Genomic DNA, 14,873 nt, shown 5'->3' with positions numbered 1-14,873 from the left:
CTTCTCGAGGGTGGTTTCCCGCAGGTGCTCGTCGGTATCGAACACCAGCGGTGCCTGCTTGCGCCGGGGAATCTCGATGGCGGTGATCTCGCAGGAGAAGCGGCCGACCTTTTGCGCAGCGGCGGCCTTCTGCTGGGAACGCAGTGCGAAGGCGTCCTGATCCTCCCGGGAAATACCGAACTGCTCGGCGACGTTTTCCGCCGTTTCCGGCATGGAGTCGATGCCGAAGGACTTTTTCATCAGCGGATTGACGAAGCGCCAGCCGATGGTGGTGTCCTCGATGGCTTGACCACGAGAGAAGGCGCTGTCGGCCTTGCCCATCACGTAAGGCGCGCGGGACATCGACTCCACGCCGCCGGCCAGGGCCAGCGCCATCTCACCCGCCTTGATGGCGCGAAACGCGGTGCCCACGGCATCCATGCCGGAACCGCACAAGCGGTTCATGGTGGTGCCGGGCACGCTGGAGGGAAGGCCCGCCAGCAGCGACGACATGCGTGCCACGTTGCGGTTGTCCTCGCCGGCCTGGTTGGCGCAGCCCATGAAGACTTCCTCGATGGCTGCCGGGTCGAGCTGCGGCGCCTCGGCGAGCACCGCCTTGAAGATCGTCGCGGCCATATCGTCCGGACGTACCGGGGCGAGTGTTCCGCCGAAGCGGCCGATCGCCGTACGGCGAGGGTGACACAGATAGACATCGCTCATGGTGGGCTCCTTACTGGCCGGCGTGGGCGCGATCGGTGCGCGCTTTCAGTTCGCGCAGAATGGTCAGCTCGTTCTCGCCGGGCTCCGGCGTGCTCTCCAGCTGCTCGGCAAAACGGATCTCCCAGCCGGTGGCCTCCTGCACCTGCTCGCGGGAAACACCCGGGTGCAGCGAGACGACGACCAGCTCCTTGGTCTCCGGGTCCGGCTTCATCACGCACAGGTCGGTAATCACCCGGGTCGGCCCCTTGCCGATGTTGGGCACGTTATCGCGGCCCTTGCCGTCTCGGCCAAAGCCGAGGGTGGTGACGAAGTCGACCTTCTCCACGAACGCGCGGCTGGAGTGCTTGAGCGTGATGAACACTTCGCCGGCGTTGGTGGCGATCTCCGGCGCCCCGCCGCCGCCGGGCAGGCGCACCTTGGGCTCGCGGTAGTCGCCGATCAGCGTGGTGTTGAGGTTGCAGTACTTGTCGATCTGGGCGGTGCCCAGAAAGCCGACGTCGATCTTGCCGCCCTGCAGCCAGTAGCGAAACATCTCCGGCACCGCCACGGTGGTCAGCGCGGTTTCGGCAAGCTCGCCGTCGCCGATGGAGAGCGGCAGCACGTTGGGCTTGGTCTGCAGCGTGCCGGACTCGTAGATCAGCACCACGTCCGGGGCGTGGGTCAGCCGCGCCAGGTTGGCGGCTTCCGAGGGCAGGCCGATGCCCACGAAGCAGGTCGAGCCGTTCTCCAGCGCCCGGGCGGCGGTGACGGTCATCATTTCGGAAGAGGTGTATTCGAGACTCATCAGGCGCTCTCCCCTGTTTGATGCACGTTGTCGTCAAGCCACTGGGTGAAAGTATCGCGGTCGCGGGCGATGGCGTCCCACTCCTTGTAGAAACGGTTGCTGCGCCCGTAGTAGCCGTGGGTGTAGGACGGCAGCGCGCCCTTCTCGGCGACGACGATGGCGCTGATCGCCCAGCCGGGAATCACGCAGGCGTTGGGGTGGGTGTCCAGATCGTCGACGATCTCCTCGACCGTGACGATGCTGTGTCTGGCTGCCAGCACGGCCTCCTTCTGCACGCCGACGATGCCTTCGACCAGCACGTTGCCCTGACGGTCCGCACGCTGGGCGTGGATGATCGAGACGTCCGGGCGCACCGACGGCACCGCCGCCAGCCGCTCGCCGGTGAACGGGCACTCGATGAACTTGATCTGGTCGTTGACGCTGGGCAATTCGCTTCCCACGTAGCCGCGCAGCACCGCCAGCGGCAGGCCCGCCGCCCCCGCCTCGAACGCGCAGGCCATGGCGGCGTGGCTGTGCTCGAGAATCTCGACCTTGTGCGGCCAGCCCTTCTCGACGGCGTCGCGCAGGCGGTGAAGCGAGCCCACGCCCGGGTTGCCGCCCCAGGAGAAGATCACCTTTTGCGCGCAGCCGGCGCCGATCAGCTGATCATAGATGATGTCCGGCGTCATGCGGATCAGGGTGAGATCGCGCTTTTGCTGACGAATCACTTCGTGGCCCGCCGCGAACGGGATGAGATGGGTAAAGCCTTCCATGGCCACGGTCGCGCCGTCTTCGACAAAACGGGCTACCGCGTCATGCAGGCTGAGGAACTCGGCCATTTGATTGCCTCTTGACGAGAAGTAACTGAAACACGCTGATTGTTCGTATAACGAACATAGATTCTTTATACGAACAAGTTACTTCGCAAGCGATTGACCGTCAAATGGGCCCACCGGCTTGGCCGGACCACCCTTTTCGAGACGGCCACCGCAGGGAGAATCTTACTTATTGTTTTTTCAACTATTTAATATTTAAGGAGCCACTGTTTGGCACGCGCCAGCTGTGCTGCGCTACTACCAAGGTATAGGGCGGGATCGCACGCTTTTCGTAGTTCGTCAGCGCTGACGCCCCGGGCCACTTCCGGGTAATCGGCCAGCACCTCGGCGTAGGTACTTCCTGTTCGGCGAGCTGTCTCGGCGGCTTCGGCGGCAACGCGTTTGGCGCTACCCTGCCCCAGCACCGGTGCCAGCAGCCTGGCTACCGGCTCGGCCATGATGCCACCACCTGTTGCGGCCAAATTACGCCGCATGGCCTCGGAGTGAACCTCCAGACCCTCGAGCAGCGTGACAGCCTGTTCGAGCGCGCCTTCGACGAACAGCACGCTCTCAACCAGCGGTGCCCACTCGGCGTGCCACTCGCCCAGGCCCCGCTCCAGTGGCTGAGCGGTGGCGCTGGTCAGCACGCTGGCGTGGCCGTAAACCTGCCGGGCGGCACCGCGAATCAGCGCGCAGCGCACAGGATTGCGCTTGTGAGGCATAGAGGAGGATTCGCCCATGCCCGGGGCAGCAGGCTCGGCAACTTCGCTCACTTCGGTCTGGGTCAAAAGCGATATATCTAGCGCCAGCTTGTCCAGCGCTCCGGCGGTTTGGGAAAGCGCCGCGCTCAGTGCCTGAATCGGTTGGCGATCGGTGTGCCAGGGCAGCACCGGCGTAGCGAGCCCCAGACGCTTCGCCAAGGCGTCCATCCAATCAAGCCCCTGGGCGCCCCAGCCCGAATGCACCCCGACGGCGCCTCCAAACTGTACCGGTAACTCGAGTCCGCTCAGTCGGCGTCGCGCCTGCTCGAGACCCAGCGCCCAGTGGGCCACCTTGACGCCGAAGGTGATGGGCAGCGCCTGTTGCATCAGCGTGCGCCCGACCATAGGGGTGTGCGCGTGTTCTTCCATTAGCGTGATAGCGGCGGCGCGACAGCGCAAAAGCAGTGCATCGAGCGCCTCAAGGCGCGGCTTGATCACCAGCATCAAGGCTGAATCGACCACGTCCTGGCTGGTGGCGCCCTGATGCCAGTAGCGCTTGAGCGACTCGGGCAGGACGGCGCGACTCTCCTTGACGAAGGGGATCGCCAAGTTACCGCCGGTGGCAATGCCCTGGGCGATTGTCGTCATATCGAAGGGGGCGCTTTCGAGCTGCTCGCGCATCCGCCAGGACGCGCCGTCGGGCACCGCGCCGCTTGCTTCCTGAACCTCGGCCAGCGCCAGCTCGAAGGCCAGCATGGCCTCGACCATGGCGCTTGCGTCGCACGCGCTCAGGGCGCGGTCACTCATGAAGGGGTGCTTGAAAAATTCTGCGGGCATGGCGTCGCTCTCCTAGATCAGCGGTTACTGAAGCGAATATGAACATATGTTCGCTATTCGAACCATACCCTAGGCAGCGGGAACCGGGTTTCAGTCAGCAGCGGCGGTCCGTGTTCATCGCTCAGTCGTGGCTAACATAGCGCAGCACCATGTCCGTAACGTGATCTTCGAGTTTCTGCTGATTCTCCGGCGCCTGCTGATCCCAGTCGAAGATGCGCGAAAAAGTGTGCTGATTGGAGACGTTGAAAAATGATAGCGCGCTGATCAACCAGTGCAGCTCGCGCGGCTCCAACCCATCTCGAAACAAGCCAGCCGCCACACCCCGGCCATATACCCGGGTCAACACATCGATCACACCCGCATTGAGCGACTGGATGAGTGAAGACTGAGCCAGAAAGCGGCCATGGTGGATGTTCTCGATCATGACCAAACGGATGAAATCAGGGTGTTGGGCATGATGGCGAAAAGTGAAGCGCACTAAGGTGCATAAGGCGTCGAGTGGAGCGAGATGGTCGAGTTCAAGCTCGGCCTCCTGGAGCCGCACCTTTTGATACGCCGCTTCCAGCGTATGACGATAAAGCGTGTCCTTGTCCGTGAAATAGTAATAAATCATCCGCTTCGAAGCGCGGGTTTTCTCGGCGATCTCGTCGATACGGGCGCCGGAAAGACCATTTGCGGAGAACTCTTGCGTAGCTACTGCAAGAATGTCGGCACGTACGGATTCCGGATCGTTTTTACGCTGGCGCCCTGATTCGATCGACCCCGCACCGGTAGAGGAAGCTGTCATGAAAAGGAGCCTTTTATTGTCATGGTTAATCTTTTGTCTAGTATGCCATTGCTTGACTGAACGTACCATTTCGTACATTTTTTTAAAACAGCCAAGGCAGCTTTGAAATGCCGCTAAATGCGGCTCTCCTGCTACCTCAATACGCCTTCTAGAGGATAACAACAATGTCGTCACGCCTGAAACACCCTCTCATGAAACATTCGCTGACCGCAGCCATCACCACCGCCGTGATGATCGCCACCGCCCAGGCGAGCGCTCAGACACTGCGCTTCGCCCACGTCGACCCGGACGACTGGGCCACATCCAAGAAAGGGGCGGCCGCTCAGGTGTTCAAAAATCTGGTGGAGGCCGAAACGGACCTGACCGTCGAGCTTTACCCGGCAGGCTCCCTTGGCGGTGAAACCGAGCTGATCGAAGGCGCTCAGGACGGCACTATCAGTATCGCCATGGTCTCCGGTGCCTACGCCAGTTTCTGCCCGGCGGTAGCGGTGACGGATATTCCCTATGCTTTCCCGTCCGCTCCGGTGGCGTGGTCAGTGATGGACAGCGAGTTCGGCACTGCACTTGCCGAGCACTGCCTGGAGCAGACTGGCCTTCGCACTCTGGCCTACGGCGAAACCGGCTTTCGTCACTTCACCAACTCGGTGCGCACGATCAGCTCGCCGGAGGACATGGCGGGGCTGAAGTTTCGCGTACAGACCATTCCGCTCTATCTGGAACTGGTGCGCGCGCTGGGTGCGGAACCGCAGGGCATCGCCTGGGGTGAGGTGCCTACAGCGCTGGCCACCGGCGTGATCGACGGCCAGGAAAACCCCATTTCGGTGATCTACGGCAACAACTTCTACGAATTTCAGGACTACTTAACCTTGGACGGCCACGTGTACGGCGTCGATCATCTCTTGATAAACGATGAGATTTTCCAGTCGCTGACCGAGGAAGAACAGGCTGCCGTGAAACGCGCCGCCGTGGTGGCAGGAAATACCGGCCGCGTAATCCAGCAGTTCAACTCCGCCGAGGGCATCGCCAAGCTGCAAGCAGAGGGCATGGAGGTTACCCAGCCCACCGCCGAAGAGCTGGAGGCCTTCCGCGAAGCGGCTCAGCCGCCGGTACAGGCGTACCTGCGGGAGGGATTAGGCGATGACGCCGTGTGGATCGACCGCCTCTCATCGGCGGTGAACGAGGCTTCCGCGCGCTTCTAACCCAACCTGAACAAGACGTTTCGCGAGTGGGCCGGGGTCGGCTCGCTCGTCGTCTCGTGTGCCTGACCTCCGTTTGAAGGTGCTCCCATGTCTCATCTTCTCGCTCGACTGCAACGTGGCTTGATCCTGTTCAACGCCGGACTCGCCGGTCTTGCCATGATTTTGATCTTTCTACTGGTAGCGGGTAACGCCTTCGCGCGCTACACCTATGGTGGCTCTATCAGTTGGGGCGAGGATACCGCCATCTACCTGATGATCTACGGGCTGATGTTCGGCATGGCCTGGGCGTATCTGCAGGACAAGCACATCGGCTTCGACCTCATTCGCCGCCTGCTGCCGCCGCGGTGGCTACGCTGGCAGGCGATTGTGATCGACCTGGTGGTGCTGGCGGTGGGCATCGCGCTGGTGGTTTCGGCCATTGAGTTCATCGACGCCCGAGGCACCCGCACCTCGGCGAGCACCGGCATGCCAATGTGGCTGTTTCAGACCTCCATGCTGGCGGGCGGCGGGCTTCTGAGCCTTTCCGCTCTGGTCATGACCGGACTGCGCCTGACCGCGCCCGCCGGTGAGGAGACAGCGCCATGATCTTCGTTCTACTGGTCGCGCTGGTGCTGTTAGGCGTGCCGTTCGCCTTCGCCATTCTGGGTACGCTGACGGTGCTGATGAGCACCGGCGATCTGCCCTATCACATTCGTATCGTGTCGCAGCAGTTTTTCGGCGGCATGGAGTCCTTTCCACTGCTGGCGATTCCGCTTTTCATACTCGCCGGCGAGCTGATGAACGAGGCGGGCATCACCCACCGTATCATCAACCTGGCCAGCGCCATCTTCGGCCGGCTCAAGGCTGGGCTTGCACACGTCAATATCTGGGCCTCGGTTATCTTTGCCGGGCTTTCCGGCTCGGCGATCGCCGACACCTCGGCGCTCGGGCGGGTCTTCATTCCGTCGATGGAGAAAGAGGGCTACCCTCGGGATTTCGCTGCCGCGCTCACCGCAGCCTCCTCGGTCATCGGCCCGATCATTCCGCCAAGTATTCCGGTCATCATCTATGCGCTGACGGTCTCCGGTGTCTCGGTACCCGGGCTCTTTCTAGCCGGTATCGTACCCGGCCTTTTGCTGGCGCTGGGGCTTTCGATCTACGTCTACTTCTTCGCCGGTGATCTTGGCGCCTCGAAGACGCAACAGCAGTCGCGCCGCCATGCTCTGCTGCACGGCTTGTTGCCTGCGCTGATGCCGGTGTTCGTGGTCGGCGCGATTCTCGCCGGCATCGTCACCCCGACCGAAGCCGCGGCCTTTGCCGTGGTCTACGCGCTGCTTCTCGGTGTGATGCTTTATCGCAACATCAAGCTCACCCATCTGCCGGCGATTTTCGCCCGCGCCATGCGCGATAGCGCCGTCATCATGGTGATCATGGGAGCCGTCGCCGCCGCCAACTGGGTGCTGACCTTCGAGCGCGTGCCGAACATGCTTACCGAGTGGGCGCTGATGAGCATCGATACCCAGTGGACCTTCCTGCTCGCAGTGATCGCGCTGCTGCTGGTCGTCGGGCTGTTTCTGGAAGGGATCGCCGCCATTCTGGTGCTGGTGCCCATCCTTCACCCGATCGCCATGGCGCTGGGGATCGACCCGCTGCACTTCGGCATCGTGGTGATCTTCAACCTGATGATGGGGCTTATCACGCCACCCATGGGGCTTTGCCTGTTCGTCGCCGATTCGGTTTCCGGCGTTGGCATGGGCGCGATCATCCGGCGCATTCTGCCGATGCTGTTCGTGCAGTTTTTGATTCTGCTGCTGATCACCTTCGTGCCGACGCTGGTCACTTTTCTGCCAAGACTCTTTGGCTATTGATCCATGAGCGGCCGATTTTCCAGCGCCGGGGCTTAAACAACTGGGTTTTAGCCACTGAGTGTTCGACGGCTGTTTTTTCGACTGCAAGGAGCGTGTTGTCATGTATTCGTCCATCGCCACGGTGTGCCTGAGCGGCTCGCTCGAAGAGAAGGTCGACGCCATCGCCGAGGCCGGCTTCGAGGGCCTCGAACTCTTCGAGAACGACCTCACCGCCTTCACCGGCTCCCCCCAGGAGGCCGGCGAGCTGATCCGCTCGCGTGGGCTCAGGCTGGTCACGCTTCAGCCGTTTCGCGATTTCGAGGGCCTCGAGGGCCGGGCCCGGCAGCAGGCGTTCGATCGCGCCGAGCACAAGTTCGACCTGATGCAGGAGTTGGGCACCGATCTATTGATGGCCTGCAGCACCACCCGTCCGGATTCACTGCCGGGGCTGAGCCGGGCCGCCGACGACTACCGTGAGCTTGGCGAGCGCGCCGCCAAACGCGACCTGCGCGTCGCCTTCGAGGCGCTGGCCTGGGGGCGCCATATCCACGACTACCGTGACAGCTGGGAAGTGGTGCGCCGCGCCGCCCACCCAAACGTGGGGCTGGTGCTGGACACCTTTCATATCTTCTCGCGCCAGACCGAGCTTGGCACTATCGGGCGCATCCCGGGCGACCGGATCTTTCTGGTCCAGACCGCCGATGCGCCCAGGCTTTCCATGGATCACCTCTCCTGGAGTCGTCACTACCGCTGCTTCCCGGGCCAGGGCGAGCTTCAAATGGATGCGTTCATGGCCATGCTCGAGGAGACCCGCTACGACGGCCCGCTCTCCCACGAGATCTTCAACGACGTCTTTCGCATGGGGCACAGCAGTCAGACCGCCCGCGACGGGGTGCGCTCCTACCACCTGCTGCGCAGCATGCAGACCGACAGTGGCATACCCGCGCCGCAGCCGATCGCGTCGGTGGCCTTTCTGGAGATCGCCGTCGAGCCCGGGGATCTCGCCCCGCTGCGTGACGAACTCGGCGCGATGGGGCTCGCCTGCGTGGGGCGCCACCATACACTGGGCGCCGAACGCTGGGCCGCGGGGGACGTGAACCTGGTCCTCAACACCGAGTCTAACTTCACCGGACGCGTACCCGGGCGCGACGCCACCGCGATCACCGCCATCGGCCTGAAGGTGGATAACGCCTACGAGGCGTTCAAGCGGGCGGACAAGCTGGGCTACGCTATCGTCGAGCCCGAGGATGTCGGTTCGAGCCATCGCATGAGCGCGCTGCGCAACGTCGACGGTAGCCTCTCCTACATCATCGACGACTCCCAGCTCAGCCGCACTTGGGATCGCGAATTCACCGTCGATGTCGCGCCGGTGCCGCAAAACGCGCTGGTCGATATCGACCACATCAGCGTGGCGCTCTCCTATCACGACTACCTGTCGCTGATGCTGCAGTATCGCGCCATCTTTGCGCTTGAGATCACGCCGTCGTTCGACGTGACCGACCCGCGCGGGCTCATCCAGAGCCAGGTGCTGCAGAACCACGACGGGCGTTTTCGGCTGGCGCTCAACGCCAGCGCCTCGCCAGATACCGCCAGCAACCGCTTCGTGCGCCAGTACGGCGGCTCCGGTATTCATCACGTCGCCCTGCGCACCCGCTCGATGCGCGAGACCGCATCCACGCTGCACGAGGCAAACACGCCTACCCTGCCGATTCCCGGCAACTACTACCGCGACCTGAACGCGCGTTTTGAACTGCCGGCGCAGACGCTTGCGTGGATACAGGACCACGACGTGCTGTTCGACCAGGACAGCAGCGGCGATTTCCATCAGCTCTACGCCCAGACACAGCGCAAGGCGTTCTTCTTCGAGCTGGTGCAGCGCGACGGCTATCAGGGACTCGGGGCGCCGAACGCCTTCGTGCGCGTGACCGCACAGCAGCGCCTGGACGCCGAAATCGACGCCATCGAGCCCCCGGTCTCTTCTGATGACACGAAAGGACATCACGCATGATCAAGCTCGGTCTGGTGGGCGAAGGCATCGCCCAGTCACAGTCGCCGGATTTGCACGTTCGCTTGGGCGCGGCGCTCGATGAGGCGGTTCGCTACGACTTGGTGGATAGCCGCGGCGTCGAGAACTTCGACTTTCCTGGCGCCATCGAAACGCTGCGCCGCGAAGGCTACCGCGGCACCAACGTCACCTTCCCGTTCAAGGAGCGCGCCGCGAAATTGGCCGATATTCGCGGTGAAGGCGTCAAGCGCGTGGGCACCGCCAACACGCTGCTGTTCGAGGAAGGTGGTCTGCGGGCGGAAAATACCGACTACACCGGGTTCATCAGCGCTTACCGCCACTCGTTTGGGGAGCGCCCCGCCGGCGAGGTGCTGTTGATCGGCGCCGGCGGCGTGGGCCGGGCGGTGGCCTGCGCGCTGGGTGAGGTGGGCGCCACCTGCATTCATGTGCTGGAGCGCGATGCTGAGCGAGGTGAAAGCCTGGCGCGCGATCTCAACGCCATGGGCATTAACGCCGGTTGCCTCTCGTTTGATCAGGCCGAGCTTGAGCTTTCTGGCTTCCAAGGCGTGGTCAACTGCTCGCCGATCGGCCATATCAACCACCCTGGCTGCCCGATCGACACCTCCGGTCTCCACGGGGGCCACTGGGTGTTCGACGCCGTGTACGTGCCCGCGCATACCGAGTTTTTAAACGCCGCTACTCAAGCGGGCGCCGACGTACTATCCGGGGTCGAGCTTTTCGTCTTTCAGGGCGTGGACGCGTTTCGCTTCTTTACCGCGGATCGGCTGAGCGCTGATAGTATCGATGCGCACGTCATTTCACTGCGCCAGCACTATATCGACCGACTGGTGACCCCGTCGGCAGCTTCTTGAGACGCCTTTCGGTCCCAGAATGAGCTGGATACACCTGGCAGCGAGTGAAACGAACATGTGCTTCACGGGCCGACAAGGATCTCCATGCTCGCCATTCTTGCGATCACAACGCCTATCTTTCTATTGATCGGTGCTGGCTATGTCGCCAGACGTAGCCGGCTGATGAGTGCCGAGAAGATGCAGGGCGTGAGTATTTTCGTGCTCTACCTGGCGCTGCCGGCGCTGGTAATACGCGCTTTCAATCAGCAGCCGCTGGGCGACATCCTTCAGCTCAACTACCTGGTGGCTTACGGGCTGGCGTCGGCGCTGGTGTTCGGTTTGGGGCTTCTGATCAGCTTGCGGCGCGAACGCGAGAACCTGGCGGCTGGGGCCATGCAGGCGCTTGGCATGGCGGCGGCCAACAGCGGATTCATCGGCTACCCGGTAGCGGCGATGGTCATCGGCTCGCCAGCGGCGGTGCTGTTGGCGCTGAACATGATGGTCGAGAACCTGCTGATCATTCCCACCGCGCTTGTTCTGGCGGAAATGGCGAGCCAGCGCAGCGGGCGGCTGGCCACGACGCTCAAGAAAACCGCGCTCAATCTGATCAAAAATCCGGTACTGGTCGGGCTTGCGATCGCATTGAGCCTTGCAGGCTCTGGCCTTCTACTGCCGGCGCCGCTGGCCAAGGCGGTCGACATGCTTGCAGAGGCAGCGGGGCCGGCGGCGCTGTTCGTGATCGGGGGCGCGCTGTTCGGCTTGAGGCTCAAGGGGCAGACCCGGCACGTCAGCCTGATCGTGATCGGCAAGCTGCTGATCCATCCGCTGGCGGTACTCGCGGCCTTTTTGGTGATACCTGGCATCGACCCGGTGTACATCGTCGGCGCCGTTTTATTCGCCTCGGCGCCGATGATCAGCATCTATCCGCTGTTCGGCCAGCGCTATGGTGTGGGCGACATGAGCGCGGCGGCCATGCTGACTGCGACGGTGGCATCGTTTGTCACGCTGAGCCTGATCATCGCGCTGCTGCTGCATACCCCGTCGCTGGCGCTCTAAGAGGCGTCTTCGCTTTTGATGATGGCGTCGAGCGCGGCCCGGTACCCGTGTGTGCCGAGCCCGGCGATGACGCCGTCGGCGCGCAGCGACACATAGGAGTGGTGGCGAAAGCTTTCGCGCTTGTGAACGTTGGAGATGTGCACCTCGAACACAGTGCCCTCGAACGCGTTGAGCGCATCGAGAATGGCAACGGATGTGTGGGTATAGGCCGCCGGGTTGATGATGATCGCGTGCGTTCCGTCCAGACGGGCGGCGTGAATCGCATCGATCAAGGCGCCTTCATGGTTACTTTGAAAGCAGACGACCTCCCAGCCGGCCATCAGCGCCGCTTCGCTCAACCGGTTGTTCACGTTATCTAGCGTGTCGGCGCCGTAGATCTCGGGCTGGCGAGTGCCCAAAAGATTGAGGTTCGGCCCGTGTAATACGGTAATTTTTTTCTGTTTCATCAAAAGGGCTCTTCGTTAGTGAAGCATGACGATACTGTCAGCGAATACAGCGCCCAAAACGATCGAATAATTGTTCGCTATTCGAACATCGTGTTAGATTCAGGGTTTCAACTGCGCGCCCATCGGTCAATGATTCGTTATGAAAGACGCTTTACAGGAAGATACGCTCACGTCGGACAGCCGTGATTTCGTCTCCGCCCTCTCCAGCGGGCTAGACGTCATTCTCGCCTTTGACGACGCCCATTCGCGCATGACCTTGAGCGAGGTCGCCGCGCGTACCGGCATGAACCGGGCCAAGGCGCGCCGTTTTCTGCTTACACTGCACGCTTTAGGCTACGTTCGAAAGCATCAGCGCTATTTCGAACTGGCACCAAAGGTTTTACAGCTGGGCTATGCGTTTCTTTCTGCGAACAATTATCGTAGCGTCATCCAACAGTTTCTGGAAGATATTACCCTTCAGACCGGAGAATCCTCTTCCCTTGGGCAACTCGAAGGCGATGAGGTCATTTATATTGCGCGATCAGCCGCTCCGCATCGCCTGATGGCCATCACACTCTCTATCGGGACTCGTTTGCCTGCGGCTTATACCTCCATGGGTCACGTGCTGCTGGCCCAACTATCGGAGCCAGCTCTCGACGCCTATATAGAGCGCATTTCATTGGAGCGCCACACTGATAAAACGCTCATTGATAAAGAGTCGCTCAGAAAGCGAATTCATACCGTTCGCCAGCAAGGCTACGCGATCGCTGACCAGGAACTGGATTCTGGCCTACGCTCACTTGCCGTACCGGCTTTCAATGCGACCGGGCAACTGCTTGGAGCCATTAACATCAGCACGAATGCAGCTCGCATAGACATGGATACGCTGCTTCAGGAGTATCTACCGCTTCTTCAGGAAAAAGCGGCACAGATCCGCGCTACGATTACGAGCTGAATATCGCTTCTGATCGTTATTCTCACAACGTGATGCTTTATCTGGCGAGTCAATGTTAACGACCCACCCTCTCTACCTGGGCCTGCCCATGTGGGCCAACCCGGATTGGCAGGGCACGCTCTACCCGCCCCACGCGAAGACCGATCTGCTCAGCGACTACGCCGCGGTGTTCTCGAGCGTCGAGGGCAATACCACCTTCTACAGCGGCGCGCCGAAGCCTGCGACCATCGCCGCCTGGGCGCGCCAAACGCCGCGCAACTTCCGGTTCTGCCTGAAGCTTCCCGCCCGGGTCACCCACGAGCAGCGCCTGGCCCGGCTGGATGAAGCGTGGGCGTTTCTGGAGGCATTTTCCCCGCTGCACGATCGGATGGGGCCGACCATGGTGCAACTGCCGCGGGATTTCGAGCCGGACGAGCTGCCTCGGCTCGAGGCGCTGCTGCGCCAGTGGCCGAGTGAGCTGCCCTGCGCGGTCGAAGTGCGCCATCCGGCATTCTTTGCCAAGGATGCGGCCGAGAAGGCGCTCAACCAATTGTTGATAACTCACGGCGTAGACCGGGTCATGCTCGACGTACGCCCGGTGTTCTCGACCCCGGCTGGCCATCATGAAGGGCTCATCAAGGCGCAGGGCGAAAAGCCGAGACTCCCGCTGCACGTGCTCTCGACGGCGAATCGACCGATCGTGCGTTTCATCGGCCATATTGACAAGACCATCAATAGCGGCTATTTCGCCCCTTGGATCGAGCGGATCGCCCTGTGGATAAATCAGGGGAAAACCCCTTTCTTATTTGTGCATACCGCCGACAACCGCGAATCCCCGCAGATGGCGCGGCTGCTTTACGAGGCGCTGCGTGAGCGTATCGTTCTGCCATCACTTGACGATTTCCCCGGTGAAAGCCAGACGTCACTCTTCTGATACGCCTCTGCTTTTACGTTTAACCTCACTCGACCTAGCCAAAGTGTCACTGGCAAGGCGTGGAGCGTTCATATAAATTGCGCGTACTTTCGCCGCCGCGTCTTGTATCGAAGGGCGTGCAGCGGCGCATACGGCGCATGACAATCCGAAAACTTTAGGTGATGTATGGCAAAACTGGCACACGCACAGTGGTCCTCGCGTATGGGCTTCGTGCTGGCGGCAGCGGGCTCGGCGGTCGGCCTGGGCAATATCTGGCGCTTTTCCTATCTGACCGGCGAGAGCGGCGGCGCCGCCTTCGTTCTGGTCTACCTGGCGTGCGTGGCGCTGGTGGGCCTGCCGATTCTGGTCGCCGAGTGGATGATCGGCCGGCGCGGACAGAAGAACCCGATCAATACCATGGCGGACCTCGCCACGCGCCATGGCCGCAGCCGCAGCTGGGCGCTGGTGGGCGTCAGCGGCGTACTGGCGGCGTTCTTGATTCTCTCCTTCTATAGCGTGATCGGCGGCTGGTCGCTCAACTATACCCTGGGTTCGGTGATGGGTTCGTTCACCGCTCAGGATGCCGACGCCAGCGGCGCCGCCTTCGAGGGCCTGCTGGGCGATCCCGAGACGCTTCTGATCTGGCACACGCTGTTCATGGTGCTGGTCGTGGGCATCGTTGCGCGCGGGGTGACCAAGGGCCTCGAAGCCGCCGCCCGCGTGCTGATGCCGCTGCTGGTCGTGCTGCTGCTGATACTGGTGGGCTATGGCGCGACGAGCGGCTTCTTCGGCGAGGCGTTCTCCTTCATGTTCAGCCCGGACTGGGGCGCGCTCGACGGTAGTGTCATGCTGGCCGCCATGGGGCAGGCCTTCTTCACCTTGTCGCTCGGCATGGGCATCATGATGGCCTACGGCTCGTACCTGGGCGAGGACGTGAACCTTCTGAGCACCGCGCGCACGGTCATCGTGCTGGATACCGTCATCGCGCTGCTGGCGGGGCTGGCGATCTTCCCGATCGTCTTCGCCAACGGGCTCGATGCCTCCAGCGGTCCGGGGCTGATC

The 14,873-nt window shown here is 62.1% G+C and carries 14 protein-coding genes and 1 pseudogene; 9 read left to right on the top strand and 6 right to left on the bottom strand.

The genetic code is table 11. From position 1 onward, the window contains the following. The 5 genes and pseudogenes from BIS11_RS01975 to BIS11_RS01955 all read right to left on the bottom strand — a co-directional run. Positions 1-699, bottom strand: a pseudogene (locus BIS11_RS01975) (3-oxoadipyl-CoA thiolase); the annotation flags it as partial. A 10-nt stretch (positions 700-709) separates the two neighbouring features. Beyond that, a complete protein-coding gene (locus tag BIS11_RS01970) occupies positions 710-1,483 on the bottom strand; it encodes a CoA-transferase subunit beta (protein WP_253426767.1) in 774 nt (257 codons plus the stop codon). After that, positions 1,483-2,301, bottom strand: coding sequence for a CoA transferase subunit A (locus BIS11_RS01965; RefSeq protein WP_253585690.1), 819 nt, complete (start codon positions 2,299-2,301; stop codon positions 1,483-1,485). Before BIS11_RS01965 ends, BIS11_RS01970 begins: the two co-directional genes overlap by 1 nt. A gap of 185 nt (positions 2,302-2,486) precedes the next feature. Then, positions 2,487-3,815: an adenylosuccinate lyase family protein gene (locus BIS11_RS01960; RefSeq protein ID WP_253421943.1), complete on the bottom strand. Its 1,329-nt coding sequence runs from the start codon at positions 3,813-3,815 to the stop codon at positions 2,487-2,489. 121 nt (positions 3,816-3,936) lie between these two features. After that, complete coding sequence (locus BIS11_RS01955) at positions 3,937-4,602, bottom strand: TetR family transcriptional regulator (protein ID WP_253421942.1); 666 nt, start codon at positions 4,600-4,602, stop codon at positions 3,937-3,939. Between the two features lie 164 nt (positions 4,603-4,766). On the opposite strand from BIS11_RS01955, the gene BIS11_RS01950 reads away from it, so the two are divergent. The 6 genes from BIS11_RS01950 (at position 4,767) to BIS11_RS01925 (ending at position 11,539) form a co-directional block, all read left to right on the top strand. Beyond that, positions 4,767-5,801: a DctP family TRAP transporter solute-binding subunit gene (locus BIS11_RS01950; RefSeq protein WP_253421941.1), complete on the top strand. Its 1,035-nt coding sequence runs from the start codon at positions 4,767-4,769 to the stop codon at positions 5,799-5,801. Between the two features lie 87 nt (positions 5,802-5,888). Further along, positions 5,889-6,386, top strand: a complete 498-nt coding sequence (locus BIS11_RS01945; protein WP_253421939.1) for a TRAP transporter small permease — start codon at positions 5,889-5,891, stop codon at positions 6,384-6,386. Continuing rightward, the gene (locus BIS11_RS01940) at positions 6,383-7,648 is read left to right on the top strand and encodes a TRAP transporter large permease (RefSeq protein WP_253421937.1); all 1,266 of its coding nucleotides are present in this window, start codon (positions 6,383-6,385) and stop codon (positions 7,646-7,648) included. Before BIS11_RS01945 ends, BIS11_RS01940 begins: the two co-directional genes overlap by 4 nt. A gap of 100 nt (positions 7,649-7,748) precedes the next feature. Next, entirely contained in the window at positions 7,749-9,635 is a 1,887-nt protein-coding gene (locus tag BIS11_RS01935) for a bifunctional sugar phosphate isomerase/epimerase/4-hydroxyphenylpyruvate dioxygenase family protein (protein WP_253421935.1), read from the top strand. Next, entirely contained in the window at positions 9,632-10,504 is an 873-nt protein-coding gene (locus tag BIS11_RS01930) for a shikimate dehydrogenase (RefSeq protein ID WP_253421934.1), read from the top strand. The genes BIS11_RS01935 and BIS11_RS01930 overlap by 4 nt, the downstream gene beginning before the upstream one ends. 84 nt (positions 10,505-10,588) lie before the next feature. Continuing rightward, complete coding sequence (locus tag BIS11_RS01925; protein WP_253421931.1) at positions 10,589-11,539, top strand: AEC family transporter; 951 nt, start codon at positions 10,589-10,591, stop codon at positions 11,537-11,539. Here the strand turns inward: BIS11_RS01925 and aroQ are convergent. Beyond that, positions 11,536-11,985 (bottom strand): type II 3-dehydroquinate dehydratase, encoded by a 450-nt coding sequence (gene aroQ, locus BIS11_RS01920; RefSeq protein ID WP_253421947.1) that lies wholly within the window; start codon positions 11,983-11,985, stop codon positions 11,536-11,538. The genes BIS11_RS01925 and aroQ overlap by 4 nt on opposite strands. 139 nt (positions 11,986-12,124) lie before the next feature. Between aroQ and BIS11_RS01915 the strand changes: the two genes are divergently transcribed. The 3 genes from BIS11_RS01915 to BIS11_RS01905 all read left to right on the top strand — a co-directional run. Continuing rightward, complete coding sequence (locus BIS11_RS01915; RefSeq protein ID WP_253421928.1) at positions 12,125-12,919, top strand: IclR family transcriptional regulator C-terminal domain-containing protein; 795 nt, start codon at positions 12,125-12,127, stop codon at positions 12,917-12,919. 52 nt (positions 12,920-12,971) lie between these two features. Continuing rightward, the gene (locus BIS11_RS01910) at positions 12,972-13,832 is read left to right on the top strand and encodes a DUF72 domain-containing protein (protein WP_253421925.1); all 861 of its coding nucleotides are present in this window, start codon (positions 12,972-12,974) and stop codon (positions 13,830-13,832) included. Between the two features lie 165 nt (positions 13,833-13,997). Further along, positions 13,998-14,873: sodium-dependent transporter (locus BIS11_RS01905; RefSeq protein WP_253585689.1), on the top strand; the 876-nt coding region annotated here is incomplete at its 3' end.

The sequence above is a fragment of the Halomonas sp. 707D4 genome (assembly GCF_024158685.1).
Classification (GTDB): Bacteria; Pseudomonadota; Gammaproteobacteria; order Pseudomonadales; family Halomonadaceae; genus Vreelandella.
This window is presented reverse-complemented; position numbering and strand designations above follow the sequence as displayed.